Genomic DNA, 24,706 nt, shown 5'->3' on the forward strand with positions numbered 1-24,706 from the left:
CGGCGCCTGTCTCCCTCTCGTCATCGGACCGACTCGCAATGCATCTCAAGGACCTTAAGAAAACAGCGCCCGCCGACCTCGTGCAGCTTGCCGAGGAACTGGGCGTCGAGGGCGCGTCGACCCTGCGCAAGCAGGATCTGATGTTCGCGATTCTCAAGGCCGAGGCGGAAAATGGCGAGCAGATCATGGGCGAAGGCACGATCGAGGTGCTGCCCGATGGCTTTGGTTTCCTGCGCAGCCCGGAAGCCAACTTCCTGGCCGGTCCCGACGATATCTATGTCTCCCCTAACCAAGTCCGCCGCTTCGGCCTGCGCACAGGCGACACGGTGGACGGCGAAATCCGCGCGCCCAAGGATGGCGAGCGCTATTTCGCTTTGGTGAAGCTCAACACCGTCAATTTCGACGATCCCGATGTGGTCCGTCATCGCGTCAATTTCGACAATCTGACGCCGCTCTATCCCGAATCCAAGCTGACGCTCGATCCGGGCGATCCGACCCAGAAGGACAAGTCGGCGCGCGTCATCGACATCGTCTCGCCCCAGGGCAAGGGCCAGCGCACGCTGATCGTCGCGCCGCCTCGCGTCGGCAAGACGGTGATGCTGCAGAATATCGCCAAGGCCATTACCGACAATCATCCCGAAGTGTTCCTCATCGTCCTGCTGATCGACGAGCGTCCGGAAGAAGTCACCGACATGCAGCGCAGCGTGAAGGGCGAGGTCGTCTCCTCCACCTTCGACGAGCCTGCCACCCGCCACGTCCAGGTCGCCGAAATGGTGATCGAAAAGGCCAAGCGCTTGGTCGAGCATAAGAAGGATGTCGTCATCCTGCTCGATTCCATCACCCGCCTCGGTCGCGCATACAACACCGTCGTCCCCTCGTCGGGCAAGGTGCTGACCGGCGGCGTCGACGCCAATGCGCTGCAGCGGCCCAAGCGCTTCTTCGGTGCGGCGCGCAATATCGAGGAGGGCGGCTCGCTCTCCATCATTGCCACCGCGCTGATCGACACCGGCAGCCGGATGGACGAAGTCATCTTCGAAGAGTTTAAGGGCACCGGCAACTCGGAAATCGTGCTGGACCGCAAGGTCGCCGACAAGCGCATCTTCCCGGCGCTCGACGTCGGCAAGTCCGGCACCCGCAAGGAAGAGCTGCTGGTGGACAAGGGCACGCTCAGCAAGATGTGGGTGCTGCGTCGCATCCTGATGCAGATGGGCACGATCGATGCGATGGAATTCCTGCTCGACAAGATGAAGGATTCCAAGACCAACGAGAATTTCTTCGATTCGATGAACCAGTAAGCGGGACTGCGCCTCTATGTTCGACCTTCTCACTGCCGCCGCCGCTGCCGCTCAGGGGCTGGGTTCGCCCGCCGATATCTGGGGGCATATCGTCACGGATTTCAGTAATATAACATCACCCAGCGCGCTCGCGGCCTTTGGGCAGGTGTTAATGATAGACATATTGTTGGCGGGCGATAATGCCATCGTCGTCGGTGCGCTGGCGGCGGGTTTACCCGCCGCGCAACGTAAGAAGGTAATCCTGATCGGCATCATCGCCGCGCTGGTTTTACGCATCGCCTTTGCACTCGTTGTCAGTCAATTGATGCAGATCGTCGGCCTGATCCTGGCCGGTGGTCTCCTGCTTCTGTGGGTCAGCTTCAAAATGTGGCGTGAATTGCATCCCAAACGCGGCATGGATACTCCTGGCGACACGAGTGACGATGACGTATCGGGCCTCCGCCCGGCTAAGAGTTTCGCGGCGGCGGCTTGGGCCGTTGCTGTGGCTGATGTATCGATGAGCTTGGACAATGTTCTGGCGGTCGCTGGCGCAGCCAAGGACCACCCCGGTATCCTAATTATCGGGCTCATATTGTCTGTCGCTTTGATGGGCATAGCTGCCAACATCATCGCCAAATATATCGAACGCTTCCGTTGGATTGCCTATATCGGCCTTGCCGTGATCGTCTATGTCGCGGTGAAGATGATCTACGAAGGTTTTGTGGATCATAATGTCGGCATTCTGACATTGTTTAGTTGATTGCTTCGCATGCGGGCTTATGTCGCCGACCTTTTGCCTTGCCGAGGCGGTGGCGGCCTTATAGCTAAAGTTCGGTAGAATCTGGGACTAGGGATCCATAATGGCGACAACCTCCGATATTTTCGAGCTGATGCGTAAAAGCCCCATGAATGATTGGGTAGGGGGGTCTGACCCCGAAGCGGTAGGCAAGGCTTCGATGCAAATTGTTCACCGGCTGACGCCGGTTCAGAATGGCGTGAGCCGGGTGTTGGATTTTGGGTGCGGGATCGGCCGTGGCTTGGTGGCGTTGAGGGCCATGGGTTTGGCACCGCAGGAAATCGTGGGCATGGACATTATGCCTGCAGTCATCGATTTCTGTAATCAGAATATTCAGCGTAATCTTGATCGCGTGAAGTTCGAACTGATTAATGACAGGAATGATCATTATGATCAGTTTATCTCGAAGAATGACGGTAAATCCCGTGAACAATTGGCACAGGAGTATAACGGGAGTTTCGACATCGGTTATGCTTTCTCAGTCTTTACCCATGTTACGAAGAAGGATTTCGCTGGTCTACTCAAGTTCGTCTCCGCCATGATGAAGCCGGGTGGCCGCTTCGTCATGACCTGTTTCGAACTGAACGAATTTTCGCGTCACATGATTGAACATGGCCAAGCCATCTTCCCGCTCGAAAATCGCGTCATGCATGATGATGGCAAGATCATGATTGCTAATGATTATGACCCACTTGCCTTCATCGCGTTCGATCGTGAATCCGTAGCCCAGATGGTTTGGGATGCAGGTATGGCCATCACTAAGGTGGAATATGGATGCTGGATGGGTGGCGGCATTGGGTCATCGCTGCAGGACGTCATTATCTGTACGAAACTGCCTGATCTGATTTCGCGTGAGAATATTCAGATGACTGCATTGGTCGATCGCAGCAAAATGTAAGTCTTAGATGCTGATGTTTGAAGAGGGGATGCACTGCGATGTGAGGCATCCCTTCTTTGTTTAGGGGATGAGCAACGTACTACCTATCGTCCGTCTCCCCTCCAGTGCCCGGTGCGCCTCCGCTGCATCGGCAAGCGCGAAACGCTGACCGATCACCGCCCGCACCACGCCGCGCTGCATCCGGTCGAACAGCCGGTCGGCCGTATGCGCCAGCGCCTCCGCTGTCGCGACATAGTCGAACAGCGTCGGGCGCGTGACATAGAGCGACCCGCCCTTGCTTAGGTCCAGCAGGCTGACCGGCGGCACCGCACCCGATGCATTGCCATAGCTTACCATCAACCCACGGCGCTTCAGACAGGCAAGCGACGCCGCCCAACTATCCTTGCCGACGCCGTCATAGACGACATCGACGCCCTGGCCGCCGGTCAGGTCGCGAACGGCCGCGGCCAGATCGGCTAACGAACCATGAAGGCTATGGTCAGCATCGACCAGCGCGGCCTTTTCCGCCGACCCGCAATGGGCGATGACCACGACGCCCTTGTCCCGCAGCCACGGCACCAGGACTGACCCGACCCCGCCCGCCGCTGCATGGACCAGCGCGACCTGCCCGGCCGCCAGATCGACCGTGTCTTCGGCAAGATAGCAGGCGGTCATGCCCTTGAGCATCATCGCCGCAGCATCCTCGCTCGACACGCCGTCGGGGATCTTCACTGCGCGCTCGGCCGCGACGATGCGGTGGCTGGCATAGGCGCCCAGCCCATGCGCGCAGCCGACCCTGTCACCGACGGCAAAACCCGACACGCCCGGCCCGACCGCAACGACATGCCCTGCCCCCTCCGACCCCAAGGGGGTAGGGAGGGGGGCAGGGTAGAGGCCGGTGCGATAATAGGTGTCGATGAAGTTCAGCCCGATCGCCTCCTGCGCGATCAGCAATTCGCCGTCACCCGGCACGCCCGGATCGAAATCCTCGCGCGCGATGACCTCCGGCCCGCCATGGCTGCGGGCCACCATCCGCCAGGCGTCGGCCATCAGGCGAGATGCTCGGCGAAGAAATCGGCGGTGCGCTGGTCGGCCAGCTCAGCCGCTTCCTCGTCACGTCGGTTGCCCATCTCGGCGGCGAACCCATGATCCAGCCCGTCATAGTCATGCAGGACAATATGGCGGTTCGGCTCCAGCCCGTCATGCATCGCCTTCTGCGCATCCGGCAGGACGAAATGATCGGCGGTCGGAATGTGGAGCATGACGGGCTTTCCGATCGCTTTCGCTTCGCCCAGCAAGCCGTCGATCCCGACGCCATAATAGGACACGAACGCATCGCCATCGGTACGGCACGCCGCCATGAACGCCAGCCGCCCGCCAAGGCAATAGCCGACCAGCCCAACCTTGCCGCCATCCACCGTCGCACGCGCGGCCTTGATCGTCGCTTCGATGTCGCGGATCGCCTGATCCTGATTAAGCTTCTGCATATGGCCGAGCGCGGCCTGAAATTCCTCCGGCACATCGGCGTCCAGTTCGACATGCGGTTTCTCGCGCCAGAACAGGTCGGGGGCATAAGCGACATAGCCTGCCTTGGCCCAATTATCGCATTTGCGGCGGATGCCTTCGTTCACGCCGAAAATTTCCTGGATGACGATGATCGCCGCCTTGGCCTCGTCGCCTTCTGGTCGTGCCACATAAGCGTCGAACCGGGCACCGCCCTCCAGCGTCTCGATCGGGGTAAAGCCTGTCATGTCGCATTCCTTTTCGCGGTTGGGCCATAGGGGCTCGCCCGCATATTGGCGCATCGCGGTAGGCGCGCAACCATCGACCGACGCAAAAAATTTGCCACCATGCGCCTGTTTGCGGCATGACGGGGAACAGACGATAGAAGAACCAGAAGGGCCAGGATTATGAAGGTAACGGTCGATGTGGATTGCAGCCCAGCCGAGGCGCGCGCCTTTCTCGGCCTGCCCGATGTGACGCCCATCCACGACAAATATATCCGCACCGTCCTCGACAGTTTCGAAGGGGTGGGCAATGTCGAGCAGATGGAAACCCTGTTCAAGAGTTTCTCGCCGATGGGCGATGCGGGCGTGCGCCTGTTCCAGCAAATGATGAATATCGGTCTGTCCGGCATGGGCGGGACGGGCGACAAGAAATAGCATCGTCGCCACGCCGATGACCAACACGATTTTCGCCCTGTCCAGCGGCGCGCCGCCCGCCGGGATTGCGGTGGTGCGAGTCAGCGGGCCGCACGCCCGCGCGGCGCTGGAAAGTCTCGCCCAGCGTGTCCCGCCACCGCGTCAGGCCAGCCTCGCCTTACTTACCGACCCGCAGGATGGCGCACCGTTGGACCGCGCGCTCATCCTCTGGCTGCCTGGCCCCGGCACGGTGACCGGCGAGGATTTGGTCGAACTCCATTGCCATGGCGGCCGCGCTGTCGTGGCAGCGGTCGAGACGGTACTGGCCGCGATGCCGGGCCTTCGCCGGGCCGAAGCGGGCGAGTTCACCCGCCGCGCCTTTCTCAATGGCCGGATGGATCTCAATGCGGTCGAAGGCCTGTCTGACCTGCTCGCCGCCGAAACCCAGCAGCAACGTCGCGCTGCATTGATGATGGCGGAAGGGCATTTTTCCCGCCGGGTCGATGGTTGGCGGCGTGACCTGCTCGACCTGTCGGCCATGGCCGAAGCCGCGCTCGACTTCTCCGACGAGGATGATGTGCCCGACGCTGCGATCGAGCAGCGAATTGGAGCGGGCATTGCAGCGCTTGCGGAAGAGATTGGCACCGCCCTTGCCGCGCCGTCGGCCGAGCGATTGCGCGATGGCATTCGCGTCGTGCTGGCGGGTCCACCCAATGCAGGCAAGTCGACCCTGCTTAATGCGCTGGTGGGGCGCGACGCGGCAATCGTGTCCGACATTGCCGGAACGACGCGCGACCGCATCGAAGTGCCTGCGGCGATCGGCGGCACCGCCTTACTCTTCACTGACACCGCAGGCCTGCACGAGGGGACCGGCGACGCGATCGAGGCGATCGGCATGGACCGCGCGCGCGCGGCGCTCGACGCAGCGGACATCATCCTATGGTTGGGCGATGCGGCTGATCTGCCGCGCGCCGATGCGCTGTTGATCGCTGCGCAATGCGATCGTGATGCGACCCGGCCGGGCCTGCAATTGTCCGCACAAACAGGGGAGGGGATGGACAGCCTAGTCACCACCCTGCTTGATCGCGCCGCGCAACTCTTGCCGGGCGAGGGCGACTATGCCCTTCACGCCCGCCAGCGTGCGCGGGTCGGTGAATTGCTCGCCCATGTCGAAGCCGCACGGCACAGCGATGACTTGCTCGTCATTGCTGAGGAGTTGCGGCAGGCCCGCCGCGCGATCGATGCGCTCACCGGACAGGCGGGGACCGAAGACATGCTCGACCGTCTCTTTTCGGGCTTCTGCATCGGCAAATAGCGCTATGTTCCACGTGGAACGCTTTTGACCGCGATGGCCTGCATCTGCTACAGGCCACCCATGCAAACTCGCTATGATGTGATTGTGGTCGGCGGCGGCCATGCCGGGTGCGAAGCGGCGGCCGCCGCTGCGCGCAAAGGCGCGCGCGTCGCGCTGCTGACGTTCGATCGTGCCACCGTTGGCGCCATGTCCTGCAACCCGGCGATCGGCGGGTTAGGCAAGGGCCATCTTGTGCGCGAAGTCGATGCGCTGGATGGCCTGATCGGCCGCGCCGCAGACCAAGCCGCAATCCACTATCGGATGCTCAACAACAGCAAGGGCGCAGCGGTCCAAGGGCCGCGCGTCCAGGCCGACCGCAAACGCTATCGCGCCGCCATCTATCAGATGCTCGACGCGCAAGAAGGTCTGACAATCGTTGAAGGCGAGGCGGCAGGGCTACTTCTGCACGATGGCTCCGTCACGGGGTTAGCCCTAGCCGACGGCCGCACGCTGGAGGCCGCGTCAGTCGTACTGGCGACCGGCACCTTTCTGGGCGGCAAGCTGTTCCGGGGCGACGAACGCGAAACCGGCGGTCGCGTCGGCGAACGCGCCGCGACCAGTCTGGGCGTCCAGTTGCGCGACCTCGCTCTCCCCATCGGTCGCCTCAAGACTGGCACGCCACCTCGCATCGACGGTCGCACCATCGATTGGGCCAAGCTGGAGGCGCAACCATCCGACAGCGACGGCTGGACCATGTCGCCTTTGTCCAACGGTCGCCCGTTGCCGCAACTCGCCTGCGCCATTACCCGCACCAATGCGCGCACCCATCAGATCATCCGCGATGGCCTCGGCCGATCGCCCTTGTTCAGCGGCGCGATCGAAGGGCGCGGGCCGCGCTACTGCCCCTCGATCGAAGATAAGATTCAGCGCTTCGGAGACCGCGACGGGCATCAGATTTTTCTGGAACCTGAAGGACTCGACGATCCGCTCGTCTATCCCAATGGCATCAGCACCTCGCTGCCCACCGATGTTCAGGTCGCTATGATCCGGTCAATGGCCGGCCTGGAGCAGGCCGACATCGTCGTGCCCGGCTACGCCGTCGAATATGACCATATCGATCCGCGCGCGCTCGACGCCACATTGGAAGTCCGCGCCATCCCCGGCCTGTTCTGCGCCGGGCAGATAAACGGCACCACCGGCTATGAGGAGGCGGCCGCCCAGGGCTTGATCGCGGGCGTCAACGCCGCCGCCCGCGCACGCAGCGAAGCGGCCATGATCCTCGACCGGGCCAGCAGCTATATCGGCGTCATGATCGATGACCTCACCTTACAGGGCGTGACCGAACCCTATCGCATGTTGACCGCGCGCGCCGAATATCGCCTGCGTCTGCGCGCCGACAATGCGGAGACGCGCCTCGGCGCGATCGGCATCGCGCATGGCATCATCGGCCCCGTCCGCTATGCGCGTTTGGCCGAGCGCGATGCCCTGCGCGCCGATATAGAGGCCGAACTCACGCAACCCATCGGTGCCACCACCATGGCCCGCGCGGGCGCGTCGGTGCGGCAGGATGGTATACGTCGCAGCCTGTTCGAATGGGCGCGCTTCCCTGAAGTCGATCGGGCGTTGATCCTGTCGCTCGCCCCCCGCCTTGCCGCAGCGCCCGCTGACCTGCGCGCGGAGATATTGGAGGATGCCCATTACGCCCCCTATCTCCACCGCCAGGATGCGGAGATCGCCGACCTGCGCCGCAACGAGCGTGTCTTCATCCCCGCCGATTTCGACTTCGCCAGCATCGGCGGCCTGTCCACCGAGATGATCGAACGGCTCGATGCGGCGCGCCCCGATACGCTGGCCGCCGCAGGCCGCATCCGCGGCGTAACCCCTGCGGCCCTCGCCGCCATCCTGGTCCATGTCCGCAAGGTCGCCGCATGACCGAGGATGAAGCCCGCGCCTGGCTGACCACCCAATTCGATGTTTCACGTGAAACAATGGCGCGTCTGGAACGCTTCGTTGCCATCCTGTTGGAAGCGATGGGCGAACAGAATCTCATCGCCGAATCGACCCGCCCCCATGTCTGGGCACGGCATATCGTCGATTCCGCCCAACTTCTCACCCACGCCCAAATGGCGGGGGAGGGTGCATGGATCGACCTCGGATCGGGTGCCGGCTTGCCGGGTATTGTCGTCGCCTGCCTGTCCGACCGACCCATGTTGATGGTCGAGTCCCGGCGCAAGCGCATCGACTTTTTGAACGAAGCCATCGCTACATTGAACCTGCGTAACACCACGGTTTTTGGTGGTCGGGTTGAGATGGTGCCCCCGTGCGCTGCCGCCGTCATCAGCGCGCGTGCTTATGCACCACTCCCGCGCCTGCTCGAATCGGCCGCGCATCTTTCCGACAAAAATACGCTATGGGTGCTGCCTAAGGGACGAAATGCGCAGAATGAACTGGAGGCGACGCGCCCATCATGGCAGGGTGTGTTTCACGTGGAACCGAGCGTGACGGACGCCGATAGCGCCATCATCGTCGCGCACGCCGTCAACCCCGTCGCCAGAAGGAAAGGTCGCGCATGATCTGTATCGCTATCGCCAATCAGAAAGGCGGCGTGGGCAAAACCACGACGGCGATCAACCTCGCCACTGGTCTCGCCGCCACCGGCCTGCGCGTGCTGCTGCTCGATCTCGACCCGCAGGGCAATGCCTCGACAGGCCTGGGTGTCGGTCAATCCGAACGCGCGCGGTCGAGCTATGACCTGCTCGTCGGCAATTGCGCGCTGGAAGACACGATCGTCACGACGCGCGTGCCCAAGCTCGACCTCGTCCCCGCGACCCAGGATCTGTCGGGCTGCGAAATCGAATTGATCGAATATGAGCAGCGCACCCATCGGCTCGAACGGGTGCTAGCCGAAGCGCCTCCGGGGCGCTGGGACATTTGCCTGATCGATTGCCCGCCCTCGCTGGGCTTGTTGACGATCAACGCGATGGTCGCCGCGCAATCCTTGCTCGTCCCGCTGCAATGCGAATTTTTCGCGCTCGAAGGGCTGTCGCAACTGCTCCAGACGGTCGAGCGGATTCGTGGCCGCTTCAATCCGGGTCTGTCGATCATGGGCGTCGCGCTCACCATGTATGACCGGCGCAACCGATTGACCGATCAGGTCGCCGATGATGTCCGCGCCTGCCTCGGCGATCTGGTCTTCACCACCGTCATCCCCCGCAATGTGCGCCTGTCCGAAGCGCCCAGCCATGGCGTCCCGGCCTTGATTTACGACTTCCGCTGTTCAGGATCGGAAGCCTATATGCGGCTCGCGCGCGAATTAATCGCGCGCCTGCCCCGACAGGAGGTTGCCGCTTGAGCGACGAAACGACCGACAAGCCCAAAACTGTGAAGCGGCCGCATGGCCTGGGACGCGGCCTGTCCGCCCTGCTCGGCGATGTTGCGCGCGAAGAACCGGTTGCGCCCGCTGCCTCGCCGTCGAGCAAGGCGGTGCAGAATATTGAAGTGTCGTTGATCCAGCCACACCCCGAACAGCCACGTCGTCATTTCGATGAAGGCGCGTTGCAGGAACTGGCCGACAGCATCGCCAAGCGCGGCGTGATCCAGCCGATCATTGTCCGCCCGCACGGTGGCGGCTTTCAGATCGTCGCGGGCGAACGTCGCTGGCGCGCGGCGCAAAGGGCGCAGCTCCATCGCATCCCCGCCATCGTCCGCGATTTCGACGAGCAGGAAACGCTCGAAATCGCGCTGATCGAAAATATCCAGCGCGAGGATCTTAACCCGATCGAAGAGGCCGAAGCGTATCGCAAACTGATCGGAGACTTCCAGCATACGCAGGACGCGCTGGGCCGCATCGTCGGCAAATCACGCAGCCACATCGCCAATCTCATGCGCCTGCTCGACTTGCCCGCTTCGGTGCAGCAGCAGGTGATGGAGCAGAAGATCAGCATGGGCCACGCCCGCGCGCTGATCGGCGTGCCCGATTGCGAAACGCTGGCGCGCCGGGTCGAAGACAAGGGCTTGTCGGTCCGCGATACCGAACAATTGGTCCGTCGGATGAAGACGGGCGACGATACACCCGCCGCGCGTCGAACCGGCGCCGCCGCCGAACCGGACGCGGACATCGCCTCGCTGGAACAGCATCTGGCCGACATATTGGGGCTGAAGGTAGACATCCGGCACGAAGGCAATGGCGGCGGCACGCTGACCCTGCGCTATTCGACCCTCGATCAGTTGGACATGCTGTGCCAACGCCTGTCGGGTGAACGGATTTAAGCGGGCAAGACGCGAAAAACCGGGCCGCGCCGCTGGCCTTTTCCCGGCCGTCTCCCTAGCTTGGGGGGATGGCCGACATGCACGCTTCCCCCGCTTCTCCTTCCGTCATTCGTCGCGCGGATTATCGCCCGCCCGACTGGCTGGTGCCCGATATCGCGCTGGATTTCGAGCTAGATCCCGCATGCACCCGCGTCCGCGCGACGCTCATGGTCACGCGCAATGGCGGTCATGACCGGCCCTTGCGGCTCGACGGCGATGGCCTCATTCCGTTGGAGGTGCGCATCGATGGCGAACTCGCCACGTCCGACCAATGGCATATGGAAGCCGGTTCCTTGTCCGTGTCGCTGTCCGGTTCGGCGCACAGTGTCGAAACGCTGGTCGAGCTGGCACCGGCAGCCAACAGCAAATTGATGGGCCTCTATGCCAGCGGCGGGTTGCTTTGCACCCAATGCGAGGCGGAGGGCTTTCGCCGCATCACCTTCTTCCCCGATCGCCCCGACATCCTGTCGCGCTATGACGTGACGCTGCGCGCCGACAAGGCGCGCTTCCCCATATTGCTCTCCAACGGCGATCCGGTGGAGCAGGGCGAGGGTGACGCCGGACAACATTGGGCACGATGGGTCGATCCCTTCCCCAAGCCCTGTTACCTGTTCGCGCTGGTCGCCGCAGACCTGGCCTGCAACGCCGACAGCTTCGTGACCATGAACGGCCGCGAAGTGCAATTGGGCATCTGGGTGCGTGAGGCGGATCTGCCGCGCACCGGCCATGCCATGCAGGCGCTCAAAAACTCCATGGCATGGGACGAGCGCGTCTACGGCCGCGAATATGATCTCGATGTGTTCAACATCGTCGCCGTGGCCGATTTCAACTTCGGCGCAATGGAGAATAAAGGCCTCAACATCTTTAATTCACGCTATATTTTGGCCGATCCCGAAACCGCGACGGATATCGATTATGATGGCGTGGAAGGCGTTGTGGCGCATGAATATTTTCACAATTGGTCGGGCAATCGCGTCACCTGCCGCGACTGGTTCCAGCTCAGTCTCAAGGAAGGCTTCACCGTCTTTCGCGACCAGAATTTCTCGGCCGACATGGGCAGCCATGCGGTCAAGCGGATCGAAGATGTGCGCATCTTGCGCGCCGCCCAATTTCAGGAGGACTCTGGCCCGCTCGCGCATCCCGTGCGGCCCGAATCCTATATGGAAATCAGTAACTTCTACACCGCGACCATTTATAATAAGGGCGCGGAGCTGATCCGCATGATTGCCCTGATGCTGGGGCCGGAACGCTTTCGCGCGGGCACCGATCTCTATTTCGATCGTCATGACGGCCAGGCCGCCACCTGCGAAGATTTCGTCCTGGCCATGGAAGAGGGCGGCGAGATCGACCTCAGCCAATTCCGCCGCTGGTATGAACAGGCCGGAACCCCGCACGTTCGCGCCACGCTTGATCATGATCCGGTGACCCAGGTGGTCACCCTGCATCTGCACCAGTCGCTCGCCCCCACGCCGGGCCAGCTCGACAAAGCGCCGATGGCTATCCCACTGCGCGTCGCCCTGTTCGATCCCGCCACCGGCACCCACCATGGCGACGAACTGCTGCTACTCACCGGATCGCAGCAGAGCTTCACCTTCCCTGATTTCGCGACCGCGCCGATCCTGTCGATCAATCGCGGCTTCTCCGCCCCCGTGATCGTCGATACCAACCGCAGCCAGGATGACCTCACCTTCCTGTCCGCGCATGATGATGATCCGTTCGCCCGTTATGAGGCGATGCAGCAGTTGATGGTCAACATATTGGTCGGCCGCATCGCCGGTCAGCCCATGGATGACGGCCCGGTGATCGCCGCGATCCGTCAGGTCATCACCGACCCCTTGCTCGATCCCGCCTTCGTCGCCGAAGCCATCCGCCTGCCCAGCGAAGCCTATCTCGGCGATCAGATGGCGCAGGTCGATCCTGACGCGATCCACGCCGCGCGCGAAGCCTTGCAACAGCGGATCGGCGCGGAACTGGAAGCGGACTGGCGCGCGATCCATGCCCGGACCAAGGCCGCCGAATTTTCCATGTCCGCCGATGCCAAGGGTGCGCGCAAGCTACACAACAGCGCGCTTGGCTATCTGGTCGCCTCCGGCGCGATGGACGGCCCCGCAACCGCCTTCGTCCAGTTCGACCACGCCCATAATATGACCGAGCGGCAAGCAGCTCTGGCGATCCTCGCCAATGGCGACAGCGCCGAGCGGGTGGCGGCACTCGACATCTTCTACAACCGTTATGGCGCCGACGCGCTGACGCTCGACAAATGGTTCCAGACCCAGGCCTTCGCCGTCCATCCCGACACGGTCGATCTGGTCGAGGAACTGGGGCGGCACAAGGACTTCACCCTCACCAATCCCAACCGCGTCCGCGCGCTCTATGGTGCGTTCACGGGCAATCAGTGGGCGTTCCACCACAAATCCGGCAAGGGCTACAGATTGGTGGCCGACTGCATCATTGCGCTGGACCGGCTCAATCCGCAAACCGCCGCCCGCCTCGTGCCCCCGCTTGGCCGCTGGAAGCGCTTCGATGCAGCGCGAGGCGCGCTCATGCGGGGCGAACTCGAACGCATATTGGCGCAGCCCGGCCTGTCCAAGGACGTGACCGAGCAGGCCGGGAAAAGTCTGGAATAGAGGAGAATGCCCCCGTTCGCGCGACGCGAACGGGGCGGCCATCAGTCCTTCATCGCCGCGACCCAGGCGGCGACGTCGCCAGCCACTTTGTTTGCTGCCAGGTTGAGCGGCGTTCCGACCGTCATCGACGTGATCTTCGCGCCCACCGGCTGGCTGGCGGTAAAACGCTGCCGGGCTAAGGCGACGCCATTGGGCGTGGTCAGCACGGCGTCATAGGTAACGACCGCATTATTCCCCGGCGCATCAAGCCCAAAGGCAATCAACTCGCCCGACAGCCGCTGCCCGCCATCACCCGAAAACTGCCCCGAATCGAGCACCACCCGGTCGGTGGTCGCCGAAATCGTCTCGGCCAACAAGCGCCGGAACAGATGGCGCGGCGTATCGGCCCATTGCACATCCGTCACATAGGCGACCGACGTCGGGCTGGTCTGCACCGGGATACGTATCGTATCCAGCATCTTGGGCGCGTCGGGATCGGACACGATCAATGTGCGCCCAGCGCCAGCACGCTGCGCCGTACCCGCCGGCACCTTCTGCACCGCGTCCAGCGTCAATAGCCGTTCCGGCACCTTCCCGCCGATCGAGACGCAGCCCGACAGCAGGACGGCGGCGGTCAGCGCCGCAAGGGCGCCTGTTGGTTTGGCATGGAACATGGTCCGCATCTCTCTCATCATGGCTTATAGTCCGGCAGCTTGGGCGATCCGACCAGCGAACCCGCACCCTGCTGGTCCAGTTTCTCGGCAACGCCGCGGAAGGCGCGCGACATTTCGCGCAGGTCGCGCACCAGCTGGTTCACTTCCGGCATGGTCTGGTTGCTGAACGCCTCCACGCCCGGCCGCGCCGCGCCGATGGTCTTGTCCAGCGTGTCGATGCTGCGCGTCGCCGACTGCACGCTCTTGCGCAGGTCGGCCATCAGCGGCTTGCCTTCTTCGTTCAGCATCGCGTCGGTGGTCGCGGCCAGCTTGCCGATCTGTTCGACGGCAACGCCGGTGCGCTGCACTGCGATACGCGCTTCGGCCAGGGTCGCGGCGATTTCAGGGCTACGGTCGGCCAAAGCGCCCGACACCCGCTCGACATTGGCCAATATGCCCGCGATCGACTGCTGGTTCTTGTCGCTCAGCACTTCGGTCAGCCGCTCGGTCAGCGTCGACAGCCGCTCCAGCAATTGCGGCGCGCTGTTGAGCAATTCGCCCAGTGCCCCCGGCTTGGTCGGGATCACGGGCACGCCATCGGGGCATACCGCCTGGGGATTTTCCGCAGGACAAATGATCGGCGGCGCGCCCTTGACCGCACCGTCCAGCACCACTTCGCTCACCCCGGTAAAGCCGACGCCCGCAATGCTCGCGGTCGTGCCCTGCAGTACCGGCGTCCCATCCTTCACCGTGATGCGCACCCGCACGAAGCTTGGATCGCGCTTCCACAGGTCAATCGATTCGACCTGACCGGAGGGCACGCCCGCATAATTGACGCTCGAACCCTTGGCCAAGCCGCTGACCGACTGTTTGAAGAAGATGTCATATTGCTTGTTCTGCCCGTCGGATATGCGGGAGAACCAGAAGGCCGCGATGATGATCGCCGCCAGCAGCAGCAGCGTGACAGTGCCCACCAGCACATGGTTGGAGCGGGTTTCCATATCCTATTGCCTTCCGTCCGGCGGACTCTGTGCCGCCTTGTTCTTTTCCCGCGATACTGCCGCCGTCGCCGCACGGCCACGCGGCCCATTGAAATATTCCTGGATCCACGGATGGTCGAGCGCCAGCAGTTCATCGATCGTGCCGACCGCGATCACCTTCTTATCGGCCAGCACCGCCACCCGATCACAGATCGAATAGAGCGTATCGAGATCATGGGTGATGAGGAAGACGGTAAGACCCAAAGTCTCCTGCAACTTGCGCGTCTGCTCGTCGAACGCCGCCGCGCCGATCGGGTCGAGGCCAGCGGTCGGCTCATCGAGGAACAGCAGGTCCGGGTCCAGCGCCAACGCACGGGCCAAGCCCGCGCGCTTCTTCATGCCGCCCGACAGTTCCGACGGATATTTCGGCCCCGCCTCGGCGGGCAGGCCGGTCATGCGGATCTTGTAGGCCGCAATCTCGTCACGCAATTGCGCCCCGATATTGGGATAATATTCGCGGATCGGCACTTCGATATTTTCCGCCACGGTCAGCGTCGAAAACAGCGCACCGCCCTGGAACAACACGCCCCACCGCTTGCGGATCGCCAGCGCATCATCGTCCAGCCGCCCGACCATCGATTCGCCAAAGACATGGATTTCGCCCTCGTTCGGCGTCTGAAGGCCGATGATCGCGCGCATCAGCACCGACTTGCCGGTGCCCGATCCGCCGACCACGCCCAATATCTCGCCCTTGCGCACATCAAGGTCGAGGCCATCATGGATGACCTGGTCGCCAAAGGCATTACGAATGCCGCGCACCGAAATGGCGATGTCGGACTGTTCGACCGCTTGGGCGAGCCGCTGCTCTTCGGCCTGGCGCTGTTCGTCTTCGGTCATCAGTTCCACCCTACCCAGGTGAAGAACACCGCGAAGAAAGCATCGATGACGATGACGAGGAAGATCGCCTGGACGACGGCGGCGGTGGTGCGCAGCCCCACTTCCTCCGCATTGCCCTTGACCTGCATGCCTTGAAAACAGCCGGAAATGGCGATGATCAGGCCGAACACAGGTGCCTTGATCAGCCCGACCCACAGGTCGGTGATCGGCACGACTTCGCGCAACCGCTGGAAAAAGGTGATAGGCGGAATATCGAGCGCGATCGCGCACAGGAAAGCGCCACCCAGCACCGACAGGATCGACGCATAAAAGCCAAGCAGCGGCATCATGATGATGACGGCCAGCGTGCGCGGCAAGACCAGCGCTTCCATCGGCGACACGCCGATGGTCCGCATCGCGTCGATTTCCTCGGTCAACTTCATCGTGCCCAATTGCGCGGCAAAGGCTGAGCCGGAGCGGCCCGCGACCATGATCGCGGTCATCAATACGCCCAGTTCCCGGAAGGTCAGGCGACCGACCAGGTTGATCGTCAGCATCTCCATGCCGAACTGGCGCAACTGCACCGATCCCTGCTGGGCGATGACGATACCGATCAGGAAGCTCATCAGGCCGATAATGCCCAGCGCGGACACGCCCACCACCTCGAAACGCTGCACTACTGCATTGACGCGGAAACGGCTGGGATGGCGGATCAGGCTCCAGGCCGCGACCAGCGTCGCGCCGAAAAAGCCCAGCAGTCCCAACATGGTCGACCCGGCGGTGCTGACCGCCTCGCCGATCTGGCCGACGATGCGGCGCAGGGCCGGAACGCTGTCTGGGTGGATCGACACCGGATCGTCCAGCGCGCCGACCGTATCGATCAGCCGCTGCGCATCCGGGTGCGCGCCGCTGATCTGACTGCCCAGCCGCTTGGCGGTGCGATGCACCGTCCACGCGCCGATCGTGTCCATATGATCGACGTCGGACAGGTCGATCGTCCCGACCGGACCCTGCACGGCATCCAGCCGGTCGGGCAGGTCATGCAGCGATGCGATCGCCAGCGAACCGGACAGCCGCAGCACGCTGCCGCCGTCGCTTTGTTCTTCGGCCAGTGAAGCGGCTTTATTCATGCGATGGGATTAGTGGTCCAATATCGGTTGCACGGCAAGCCGAAACGGCCCATCCGCAAGTCCGAACGAAGGGCAGCGGCAAAAGTTTCGGATACGGCATGACGCATCGGTTGGCGATTTACGACATGGACCGCACGGTGACGTTCAGCGGCACCTATACCGGCTTCCTCATCCATGTGGCGCGGGCGATGGCCCCGTGGCGGCTGATCCTGCTGCCCTGCGTCGTGCTGCTGATGCTGGCCTATGTCCTCAAGCTGCTGTCGCGCCAGCGGCTCAAGGAACTCAATCAGGCGCTGATGATCGGGTTCCATGTGGAACGCGCCCGGTTGATGCCGCATGTCGAAAGCTATGCTGACAAGGTGCTGGCGACCAACCTGCGCGCCGACGCGGTGGCGCAGATCGCGCGCGACCGCGCCGATGGCTATCGCCTCGTTCTCGCCACCGCTTCCTACCGCCTCTATGTCGAACCGATCGCCCGGCGACTGGGTTTCGACGCGGTGATCGCGACCGACCATCTTTCGCAGGATCTGCGTTATGTCCGGGCCAAGATTGCCGGCGAAAATTGCTACGACACCGGCAAGCTGCGGATGATCAAAGCGTGGATGGCGGCGCAGGCGATCGACCGGACCCAGACTCATATCCGCGCCTATTCCGACCATGTGTCGGACGCGCCGATGCTGGAATTTGCCGACGTCCCCATCGCCTCCAACCCGCACAAGCCGCTGGCCAAGCTGGCGGCGGTGCGCGGCTGGACGCGGGTCGACTGGAATTAGACATAGACATCCGTTCGTTTCGAGCGAAGTCGAGAAACGCGCGAACCGAACCGATATGTCGGTCTAACGCATCGCCGACCGCGCCAGCGCGTCGCAATCCGCATCGCTGGCGCGCGGCACCTTGTCGCCACCGATCGCATCGCCGATCATCTTGAGGATGCCCTTGGCCGATCGTGCTTCCTTGGGCACTTGAATATCGGGCGCCTTGATCGTGCCGCGGATCGGCACCGTGCCTTTCAGCCGCAACAGGCTCCCCTTCTTGGGCTGCCCGCTGAGCGTTAGCGCAAGCGTCTCGTCCGACAGGCGGATCGTGCCGGTGGCGCGGGTCTGTGCGCGGGATGTGTCGATCAGCACCGGATTGGTCCGCGCGACGCCGCCCTTGACGTCGAACCGCGCGACCATGCAGCGCAGCACCGCCATCTTGTCCTTGTCGAGCGTCAACCCCTTGCCGACATCCTGCCCCATCAACGCCGCCGTGCGCGCCGGGATCGATCCGTCGCGTGCGACCAGCGCGATTGTGCCCGATGATTGCCCGACCGCTTGGCGGATGGTGCGCCCCGGTCCGTTCAGCGCGATGCGCCCGACCAGCCCGCCGTCGATCCGCGTTTCGGGAAAGAAGTCGAGCAGCCGCGCCGATCGCAGATCAAGCGCCAGATCGAGTCGCGGTCCGCCGTCACGCTGATCCACCGTCAACCGCCCGCCCAGCACGCCGCGCGTCAGGTCCATCCGCAACGGCTCGACCACCAGCCGACTGCGCTCCAGCGTCAACACGCCCTTGAGCGAACGGAACGGGCTGGACCCCGGCCATAACAGCCGGTCGGCCTGTATCTCCAACCGCCCATCGGTGCGCGCCATCTTGCGCAGGTCGATGGCGGTGTCGGGGATCAGCCGGTCGCCCAGCCGCACGCGCTTGGCCAATGCCTTGCGCCGGCCTTCGTCCGACGACAGGTCGTTGAAATCCAGTTGCGCCGCGCGGATCGCACCGTCGATCCGGGTACGGCCTTCGCGCTTGCGCACGGTGGCATGGCCCGCAATCTCGGACCGCCCGATCGTACCTTTGAGCGATTCGATGATCCAGTCCGGCCGCTCCCGCACAACCTGCGCCGTCAGTCGCACCGGCTGGGTGCCGGGCAACCCCGCTTCGATGATCGCGTCCAATACCCGCAGGTCGATCGCATGGCCCGTCACCTTGCCGCGCAAATGGCCGATGTCGAGCGGCCCGTCCATCGTGCCATCGAACGTCATGCCCACCGCATCGCCCGCAATCTCTGCGCGGAATGGCCAGCGCGTCCCTGGTTTATGCCCCAATATCGGCGCGCCGCTGGCGGTGACCGTCACGGGATAGCCGCGCACATCGCCCTTGCCCGACAGGCGCAGCCCCTTGCCATCGACGGCCAGCGCCGCGTCGAGCGACCGGCCGCGCTTGTCGTCGCGATAGGCGATGCGGCTGTCGCTGACGGTCAGGCTGCGCAGCGCCGGGCGTCGGCCCTTGCGCTCGTCGCCACCGCTCCGCTCGCCGCTCCAACTTTCCCGTCCATCGGCAGCCCGATAGAAGTTCAAGCGCGCGCGGCGCAGGTCCAGCGTCTCGACCACCGGCCCGCCGGTCAGCAGCGCCAGCGCCGAAAAGCCGACCCGCGCCTCGCCGATCCGGGCAAGATCGCCATCGCCCTTCGCCCAATCAGGCTGGGGCACACGCATATCGGTCAGGCGGACGACGGGATGGAAGGACAGGCTGTCCTCGCGCGTCATCGTGCCGATCGTGACCGGCTTGCCGATCCGCGCCGACAGCCGCGCCTCGATCCGGTCCTTGAACATCCCCCAGGGGAAGGCCGCCAGCAGCAGTGTCGCAACGACCAGCAATGCCACCAGCCCGGCGCCAATGCCTATGGCCCATCGCGCTCCCCGCTTTGCGTTCACCGACACCCCCCAAGTCCCCCATCATTGTGTCGCGCTCAACGCACGACTCGTCTTAGGGTTCAGCCGCGCACGGGAGAGAGCAGCGGCTTGCCTGCAAAATGCGCCGTCAGATTGGCGAGCAGCATCTGCGCCATATGCGCCACCGCCTCATGCGTCGCCCCGCCGGTATGCGGGGTCAGCACGACATTGGGCACATCGGCCCAGCGCTTGGGATCGGTCGGTTCGGGATCATAAACATCGATCGCCGCGCCCCCCAGCCGCCTGGATATGAGCGCCGCGATCAACGCCGCCTCATCCACCAACTGCCCCCGCGCGACATTGACCAGCAGTCCCTCCGGCCCCAGCGCATCCATGATATCGGCCGAAATCATGCCACGATTGCTCTCATCCGCCCGCGCCGCGACTAACAATATGTCGCTCTCGCGCGCCAGCGCGTCCAGGCTGACGGTGCGTGGCCAGGGGAGGGCGGGCTTCTCGCGCGGCCCCCACCAACTGACCTGCATCCGCATCGCCTGCGCCCTTTCCGCGACCGCAATGCCGATCGACCCCATGCCGACGATGCCGAGCTTCGCCCCGCCCATCGACCGGGTCCGCGTCTTGGCTTCCATCGTCCATTGGCCGCTACGCACATGCCGGTCGCCGCCCACGATCCAGCGCCGATGTGCGATCATCAGGCCGATCGCATGGTCGGCGACATCCTGCGCATTGGCGTCACCGGCATGAGTCACCGCAATGCCGCGCTCCCGCGCCAGCGCCAGGTCCACCCCGTCATAGCCCACGGTGAAGCAGGCGATCAGCGACAGGCGCGGCATCGCGTCGACCAGCGCCCGCTCTAGCACGAACTCACCCGCCCAGATCACCGCATCCACCCGCGCCAATGCCGCCGCGTCGGGTCCTTCCCACAGCATCATGACGTCATAGTCCCGCGCCAGCAGCGGCACGATCGGGGCCAGCAAAGCCTGACCCACCAAGAGAACCGGTCGTGTCATCGCCTTATCCGATCGCCCGCAGCGCTTGCGCAAAGTCCGCGATCAGGTCGTCGGCATCCTCGCAGCCGATCGAGATACGCACCATATTATCGCCAATCCCCAACGCCGCCTTGCGTGCGGCCGGCACCGACAAATGCGTCATCGCGGCGGGATGGCTCGCCAGCGTCTCGGTCCCGCCCAGGCTGACTGCCAGCTTGGCGATCTTGAGCGCATCGAGAAAGGCAAACGCCTCCGCCTCGCCACCCTTCAGATAGAGCGAGAAGGTCGATCCCGCCCCGATGCAATGCCGCGCGTAAATATCCCGCTGCCGCTCGGTTTCGGGAAAGCCCAGATAGACGATCTTCTCCACCTGCGGCTGGTCGCGCAGCCAGGCGCACACCTTGGCCGCATTCTCGCCCGCCCGGCTCATCCGCAATTCCAGCGTCTCCAGACTGCGCATCAGCATCCACGCTGAATGCGGGTCCAAAATCGTACCGATCGTATTGCGCATCAACCGGATCGTGGTGATCAGCGCACTGGACCCCAGCACCCCGCCCGCGACCAGATCGCTATGCCCGCCAGCATATTTGGTCAGGCTATAGATCACCAGATCCGCCCCATGGGCCAGCGGCTTCAACCATAACGGCCCCAAAAATGTATTGTCGATTGCGATCGGCGGGACATGGTCTTCGCCCGCAAAGGCCAAGTCGCGCCGCGCAACCACCGCTTCGATGTCGACCAGCACATTGGTCGGATTGGCCGGACTTTCGAGATATAGTAGCGCCACGCGACCCAGCCCCTTGGCCTTCTCGATCACCGCGCCAATCTCGTCGGCGCTCGCGCCAGCCGGGAAATCGAGCCACTGCACGCCGAACTTGCCCAATATCCGCCCGATCAACGATTCGGTCGCGGCATAGAGCGGCGCGCTATGGACGATCACGTCGCCCGGCTGCACCATCGCCAGCAAAGTGGTGGCGATCGCCGACATGCCGCTGGAAAAGAGCAACGCATCCTCGGCTTCTTCCCACACCGACAACCGATCCTCGGCAATTTCCTGATTGGGACCATTGAAGCGCGAATAGACAAGCCCTTCGGACCCGCCCGGACGGATGCCCGTCACCCCCTCGAAATGCCGCTTGCCCGCTGCCGCGCTTTCGAACGCGAAGGTGGAGGTCAGGAAGATCGGCGGCTTCAACGACCCTTCGGACAGGGTCGGGTCATAGCCATGCCCCATCATCAGCGTCGCGGGCTTCAACTTGCGCCCGTCAATCTCCATGATCGGCGGCTTGGGACGGCGGCGGTTGGACTCGACACCCGTCAGATCGGCTTCGGTTTCGCCAGACATATCATATCTCCTGCATGATGCGGCATCTGCTGCGCCGCTCTTGATGGCGCGATGGTAACGCAGGGACAGGTCGGACGGCCAGAGGGCAGCGACATAAAATTTTACCGACGTGGACTTAAATTACGCGATCGCGCCGTGCAGATCATCGGCGAATATCCATGCGGGGAGCCGCGGAGCGCGCGCACGGTCGGCTATGCCCTCCGCGTCTCTGCGTCTCCGCGCGAACCCTTCTTCCCGCCCATGTCGTGACAGGCTGGGGCCGACTCCCTACATCCACCCCATGGATGCCCTCCCCCCCGTGCTGGAAGACTGGTTCGCCGCCCGCAGTTGGGCGCCACGTTCGCACCAGCGCGCCATGCTCGCCGCCGCGCGCCGGGGCGATCATGCGCTGCTCGTCGCCCCGACCGGGGCGGGCAAGACGCTGGCGGGTTTCCTGCCGACCCTGGCCGACCTGATCGACCACCCGACCGACCGGCTCCACACCCTCTATGTCTCGCCGCTCAAAGCGCTGGCGGTAGACGTCCGCCGCAATCTGCTGACCCCGATTGAGGAGATGGCGCTCCCCATCCGCGTCGAAACCCGCACCGGCGACACGCCCTCGGACCGCAAGGCGCGCCAGCGCGTCAAGCCGCCCCATATCCTTCTGACCACCCCCGAATCACTCTCGCTGCTGCTGAGCTATCCCGACGCGGCCTTGATGTTCGCCGACCTGCAAACCGTCATCGTCGATGAGGTCCACGCCTTCGCCACGCAGAAGCGCGGCGACCTGCTCAGCCTGTCGATGGCCAGGCTGCAGACGATCAACCCCGCCCTGCGCCGCGTCGCTTTGTCCGCCACCGTGGCGGACGTAGACGCCTATCGCGCCTGGCTCGCGCCCGATGGCGATATCGACACGGTCGCCGCCGTGTTGGGGGAGGCGGGCGCGGAGCCGAACGTCACCATCCTCATCCCCGAAGGCCGCGTCCCTTGGTCGGGCCATTCGGGCAAATATGCCGCGCATCAGGTGATGGCCGAAATCGCCGCGCATCAAACCACGCTCGTCTTCTGCAACACGCGCGGCCTCGCCGAACTCATCTTTCAGGAACTCTGGTCAGCGAACGACGCCAACCTGCCCATCGCTATCCACCATGGCAGCCTGTCGATTGAAGCGCGGCGCAAGGTCGAATCGGCCATGGCCGACGGCAAGCTGCGCGCTTTGGTCGCCACCGCCTCGCTCGACCTCGGCGTCGATTGGGGCAATGTCGATTGCGTCATCCAGATGGGCGCCCCCAAGGGCTCGTCGCGCCTGCTCCAGCGGATCGGCCGCGCCAATCACCGGCTCGATCAGGCCAGCGAGGCGATCCTCATCCCCGGCAACCGCTTCGAATATCTCGAAGCCCGCGCCGCCCTCGACGCGGTCGAGGCGGGCGAGCGCGATGCCGATGACTTTCGTGTCGGCAGTCTCGATGTGCTGGCCCAACACATAATGGGCCTCGCTTGCGCCGGGCCCTTCCACGAAGCGGCGATGCTCGCCGAAATCCAGTCCGCCACCCCCTATAGCGCGCTGACACCCGACGCCTTCGCCTCCGTCCTCCATTTCATCGAAGGCGGCGGTTATGCCCTGCGCGCCTATGACCGGTTCAAGCGGTTGGCCCAGGATGCGGACGGCACATGGCGCGTCGCCCACCCGCGCTTCATCCAGCAGCATCGCCTCAACGCCGGGATCATCGTCGATCAGCCCGCGCTCGCCGTCCGCTTCGCCAATGGCCGCAAGCTCGGCACGGTGGAGGAGGGCTTTGCCGCGCAGCTCGCCCCCGGCGACAGCTTCTTCTTCTCCGGCATGGCGCTCGAAGTGGTCAAGATGGACACGACCGATCTGGTCGTCCGCGCCACCTCCAAACAGGCGCGCATCCCCAGTTGGGGCGGCAGCCGCATGGCCATGTCCACGCGCCTCGCCGACCGGGTGCGCGCTTTCCTCGCCAGCCCCGACCAATGGCATCGCTTCCCGTCCGACGTGCGCGAATGGCTGGACATGCAGAAACTCCGATCGGTCCTGCCGCAACCGGGCCAACTGCTCATCGAGACCTTCCCGCATGAAGGCCGCCACTATCTTGTCTGCTATAGTTTCGAAGGCTGGAACGCGCATCAGTCGCTTGGCATGCTGCTCACCCGCCGGATGGAGAGCCAGGATCTCATGCCCTTGGGTTTCGTCGCCAACGATTATGCGCTCGCCGTTTATGGCCTCAAACCCGTCACCGACCCGCAAAGCCTTTTCTCCGCCGACATACTCGACCATGAATTTGTCGATTGGGTCGAACAATCGAGCCTGCTCAAACGCGCCTTCCGCGACGTCGCGGTCATCTCCGGCCTCATCGAGCGCCAGCATCCCGGTAAGCGCAAGACCGGACGGCAGGTCACTTTCTCGACCGACCTGATCTACGAAGTGCTGCGCAAATATCAGCCCGACCATCTGCTGATCAAGGCGGCCTGGGCCGATGCCCGTGCGCGCATGACCGATGTCGGGCGGCTGGGCGACCTGATCGACCGGGCCGCGACGACCATGCTGCATGTCACGCTCGACCGGGTCAGCCCGCTCGCCGTGCCGGTCCTCATCCTCATCGGCCGCGAGCAGGTCGCGCAAAGCGCTGCCGAGGATGCGTTATTGATCGAAGCTGAAGCGCTGGTGGCGCAGGCGATGCGCCCGGACTGACCCTTGCTGCGGCAATGATCGAAAATCCCACTATCTGAAAGCTAGATAAGCCGTTTCTCTTGCGGACCTTACGGGTCCA

The 24,706-nt window shown here is 63.7% G+C and carries 21 protein-coding genes; 12 read left to right on the forward strand and 9 right to left on the reverse strand.

Translation table 11 applies throughout. The annotated features are described in order from the left end of the window. Positions 1–38 precede the first annotated feature (38 nt). The 3 genes from rho to OVY48_RS11770 all read left to right on the forward strand — a co-directional run bounded on the left by rho (position 39) and on the right by OVY48_RS11770 (position 2,968). Entirely contained in the window at positions 39–1,295 is a 1,257-nt protein-coding gene (rho, locus tag OVY48_RS11760) for a transcription termination factor Rho (RefSeq protein WP_037478949.1), read from the forward strand. Between the two features lie 16 nt (positions 1,296–1,311). Next, positions 1,312–2,034, forward strand: a complete 723-nt coding sequence (locus tag OVY48_RS11765; RefSeq protein WP_313922967.1) for a YjbE family putative metal transport protein — start codon at positions 1,312–1,314, stop codon at positions 2,032–2,034. A 100-nt stretch (positions 2,035–2,134) separates the two neighbouring features. Then, complete coding sequence (locus OVY48_RS11770) at positions 2,135–2,968, forward strand: class I SAM-dependent methyltransferase (RefSeq protein ID WP_313922969.1); 834 nt, start codon at positions 2,135–2,137, stop codon at positions 2,966–2,968. Between the two features lie 60 nt (positions 2,969–3,028). Here the strand turns inward: OVY48_RS11770 and OVY48_RS11775 are convergent, their stop codons facing one another. After that, positions 3,029–3,997, reverse strand: a complete 969-nt coding sequence (locus OVY48_RS11775; protein ID WP_313922970.1) for a quinone oxidoreductase — start codon at positions 3,995–3,997, stop codon at positions 3,029–3,031. Continuing rightward, the gene (locus OVY48_RS11780) at positions 3,997–4,698 is read right to left on the reverse strand and encodes a dienelactone hydrolase family protein (protein ID WP_313922971.1); all 702 of its coding nucleotides are present in this window, start codon (positions 4,696–4,698) and stop codon (positions 3,997–3,999) included. Before OVY48_RS11780 ends, OVY48_RS11775 begins: the two co-directional genes overlap by 1 nt. Before the next feature lie 159 nt (positions 4,699–4,857). Between OVY48_RS11780 and OVY48_RS11785 the strand changes: the two genes are divergently transcribed. The 7 genes from OVY48_RS11785 (at position 4,858) to pepN (ending at position 13,317) form a co-directional block, all read left to right on the forward strand. Beyond that, a complete protein-coding gene (locus tag OVY48_RS11785; RefSeq protein ID WP_096063315.1) occupies positions 4,858–5,109 on the forward strand; it encodes a DUF6489 family protein in 252 nt (83 codons plus the stop codon). Between the two features lie 16 nt (positions 5,110–5,125). Beyond that, complete coding sequence (gene mnmE, locus OVY48_RS11790) at positions 5,126–6,403, forward strand: tRNA uridine-5-carboxymethylaminomethyl(34) synthesis GTPase MnmE (RefSeq protein ID WP_313922972.1); 1,278 nt, start codon at positions 5,126–5,128, stop codon at positions 6,401–6,403. Positions 6,404–6,463: 60 nt separating this feature from the next. After that, positions 6,464–8,314, forward strand: coding sequence for a tRNA uridine-5-carboxymethylaminomethyl(34) synthesis enzyme MnmG (gene mnmG, locus OVY48_RS11795; RefSeq protein ID WP_313922974.1), 1,851 nt, complete (start codon positions 6,464–6,466; stop codon positions 8,312–8,314). After that, on the forward strand, positions 8,311–8,955 hold the full coding sequence (gene rsmG, locus OVY48_RS11800; RefSeq protein ID WP_313922975.1) for a 16S rRNA (guanine(527)-N(7))-methyltransferase RsmG: 645 nt from the start codon (positions 8,311–8,313) through the stop codon (positions 8,953–8,955). The genes mnmG and rsmG overlap by 4 nt, the downstream gene beginning before the upstream one ends. Beyond that, positions 8,952–9,734, forward strand: coding sequence for a ParA family protein (locus OVY48_RS11805; protein WP_069065606.1), 783 nt, complete (start codon positions 8,952–8,954; stop codon positions 9,732–9,734). The genes rsmG and OVY48_RS11805 overlap by 4 nt, the downstream gene beginning before the upstream one ends. Then, positions 9,731–10,651: a ParB/RepB/Spo0J family partition protein gene (locus tag OVY48_RS11810; RefSeq protein ID WP_313922977.1), complete on the forward strand. Its 921-nt coding sequence runs from the start codon at positions 9,731–9,733 to the stop codon at positions 10,649–10,651. Before OVY48_RS11805 ends, OVY48_RS11810 begins: the two co-directional genes overlap by 4 nt. Positions 10,652–10,719: 68 nt before the next feature. Then, on the forward strand, positions 10,720–13,317 hold the full coding sequence (gene pepN, locus OVY48_RS11815) for an aminopeptidase N (RefSeq protein WP_313922978.1): 2,598 nt from the start codon (positions 10,720–10,722) through the stop codon (positions 13,315–13,317). Between the two features lie 41 nt (positions 13,318–13,358). On the opposite strand, the gene OVY48_RS11820 is transcribed toward pepN, so the two are convergent. The 4 genes from OVY48_RS11820 to OVY48_RS11835 are packed head-to-tail and all read right to left on the reverse strand — an operon-like array spanning position 13,359 to position 16,935. Then, on the reverse strand, positions 13,359–13,970 hold the full coding sequence (locus tag OVY48_RS11820; protein ID WP_069066923.1) for an ABC-type transport auxiliary lipoprotein family protein: 612 nt from the start codon (positions 13,968–13,970) through the stop codon (positions 13,359–13,361). 17 nt (positions 13,971–13,987) lie between these two features. After that, positions 13,988–14,950, reverse strand: coding sequence for an MlaD family protein (locus OVY48_RS11825; protein ID WP_313922979.1), 963 nt, complete (start codon positions 14,948–14,950; stop codon positions 13,988–13,990). A 3-nt stretch (positions 14,951–14,953) separates the two neighbouring features. Continuing rightward, positions 14,954–15,826 (reverse strand): ABC transporter ATP-binding protein, encoded by an 873-nt coding sequence (locus tag OVY48_RS11830; RefSeq protein WP_313922980.1) that lies wholly within the window; start codon positions 15,824–15,826, stop codon positions 14,954–14,956. Next, positions 15,826–16,935, reverse strand: coding sequence for an MlaE family lipid ABC transporter permease subunit (locus tag OVY48_RS11835; RefSeq protein WP_313922981.1), 1,110 nt, complete (start codon positions 16,933–16,935; stop codon positions 15,826–15,828). The genes OVY48_RS11830 and OVY48_RS11835 overlap by 1 nt, the downstream gene beginning before the upstream one ends. 98 nt (positions 16,936–17,033) lie before the next feature. On the opposite strand from OVY48_RS11835, the gene OVY48_RS11840 reads away from it, so the two are divergent. After that, positions 17,034–17,708, forward strand: a complete 675-nt coding sequence (locus tag OVY48_RS11840) for an HAD family hydrolase (RefSeq protein ID WP_037473352.1) — start codon at positions 17,034–17,036, stop codon at positions 17,706–17,708. A gap of 63 nt (positions 17,709–17,771) precedes the next feature. Here OVY48_RS11840 and OVY48_RS11845 read toward each other — a convergent pair whose 3' ends face one another. The 3 genes from OVY48_RS11845 to OVY48_RS11855 all read right to left on the reverse strand — a co-directional run bounded on the left by OVY48_RS11845 (position 17,772) and on the right by OVY48_RS11855 (position 21,938). After that, complete coding sequence (locus OVY48_RS11845) at positions 17,772–19,574, reverse strand: AsmA-like C-terminal region-containing protein (RefSeq protein WP_313922982.1); 1,803 nt, start codon at positions 19,572–19,574, stop codon at positions 17,772–17,774. 110 nt (positions 19,575–19,684) lie between these two features. Continuing rightward, on the reverse strand, positions 19,685–20,614 hold the full coding sequence (locus OVY48_RS11850; protein ID WP_313922983.1) for a 2-hydroxyacid dehydrogenase: 930 nt from the start codon (positions 20,612–20,614) through the stop codon (positions 19,685–19,687). Positions 20,615–20,618: 4 nt separating this feature from the next. Beyond that, entirely contained in the window at positions 20,619–21,938 is a 1,320-nt protein-coding gene (locus OVY48_RS11855; protein ID WP_313922984.1) for a cystathionine gamma-synthase family protein, read from the reverse strand. Positions 21,939–22,218: 280 nt separating this feature from the next. On the opposite strand from OVY48_RS11855, the gene OVY48_RS11860 reads away from it, so the two are divergent. After that, positions 22,219–24,627, forward strand: a complete 2,409-nt coding sequence (locus tag OVY48_RS11860) for a ligase-associated DNA damage response DEXH box helicase (RefSeq protein ID WP_313922985.1) — start codon at positions 22,219–22,221, stop codon at positions 24,625–24,627. Positions 24,628–24,706: the final 79 nt, after the last annotated feature.

This window comes from Sphingobium sp. SA2 (assembly GCF_032227065.1).
Lineage (GTDB): Bacteria > Pseudomonadota > Alphaproteobacteria > Sphingomonadales > Sphingomonadaceae > Sphingobium.

Bases quoted from the DNA above. Each gene is read 5' to 3' on its own strand.
- OVY48_RS11780 (WP_313922971.1), bottom strand. From the start codon at position 4,698: ATGACAGGCTTTACCCCGATCGAGACGCTGGAGGGCGGTGCCCGGTTC.
- OVY48_RS11850 (WP_313922983.1), bottom strand. From the start codon at position 20,614: ATGACACGACCGGTTCTCTTGGTGGGTCAGGCTTTGCTGGCCCCGATC.
- OVY48_RS11805 (WP_069065606.1), top strand. From the start codon at position 8,952: ATGATCTGTATCGCTATCGCCAATCAGAAAGGCGGCGTGGGCAAAACC.
- mnmE (WP_313922972.1), top strand. From the start codon at position 5,126: ATGACCAACACGATTTTCGCCCTGTCCAGCGGCGCGCCGCCCGCCGGG.
- OVY48_RS11840 (WP_037473352.1), top strand. From the start codon at position 17,034: ATGACGCATCGGTTGGCGATTTACGACATGGACCGCACGGTGACGTTC.
- pepN (WP_313922978.1), top strand. From the start codon at position 10,720: ATGGCCGACATGCACGCTTCCCCCGCTTCTCCTTCCGTCATTCGTCGC.
- OVY48_RS11770 (WP_313922969.1), top strand. From the start codon at position 2,135: ATGGCGACAACCTCCGATATTTTCGAGCTGATGCGTAAAAGCCCCATG.
- OVY48_RS11785 (WP_096063315.1), top strand. From the start codon at position 4,858: ATGAAGGTAACGGTCGATGTGGATTGCAGCCCAGCCGAGGCGCGCGCC.
- OVY48_RS11765 (WP_313922967.1), top strand. From the start codon at position 1,312: ATGTTCGACCTTCTCACTGCCGCCGCCGCTGCCGCTCAGGGGCTGGGT.
- OVY48_RS11775 (WP_313922970.1), bottom strand. From the start codon at position 3,997: ATGGCCGACGCCTGGCGGATGGTGGCCCGCAGCCATGGCGGGCCGGAG.
- OVY48_RS11835 (WP_313922981.1), bottom strand. From the start codon at position 16,935: ATGAATAAAGCCGCTTCACTGGCCGAAGAACAAAGCGACGGCGGCAGC.
- OVY48_RS11860 (WP_313922985.1), top strand. From the start codon at position 22,219: ATGGATGCCCTCCCCCCCGTGCTGGAAGACTGGTTCGCCGCCCGCAGT.
- OVY48_RS11830 (WP_313922980.1), bottom strand. From the start codon at position 15,826: ATGACCGAAGACGAACAGCGCCAGGCCGAAGAGCAGCGGCTCGCCCAA.
- OVY48_RS11820 (WP_069066923.1), bottom strand. From the start codon at position 13,970: ATGTTCCATGCCAAACCAACAGGCGCCCTTGCGGCGCTGACCGCCGCC.
- OVY48_RS11825 (WP_313922979.1), bottom strand. From the start codon at position 14,950: ATGGAAACCCGCTCCAACCATGTGCTGGTGGGCACTGTCACGCTGCTG.
- rsmG (WP_313922975.1), top strand. From the start codon at position 8,311: ATGACCGAGGATGAAGCCCGCGCCTGGCTGACCACCCAATTCGATGTT.
- OVY48_RS11855 (WP_313922984.1), bottom strand. From the start codon at position 21,938: ATGTCTGGCGAAACCGAAGCCGATCTGACGGGTGTCGAGTCCAACCGC.
- mnmG (WP_313922974.1), top strand. From the start codon at position 6,464: ATGCAAACTCGCTATGATGTGATTGTGGTCGGCGGCGGCCATGCCGGG.
- rho (WP_037478949.1), top strand. From the start codon at position 39: ATGCATCTCAAGGACCTTAAGAAAACAGCGCCCGCCGACCTCGTGCAG.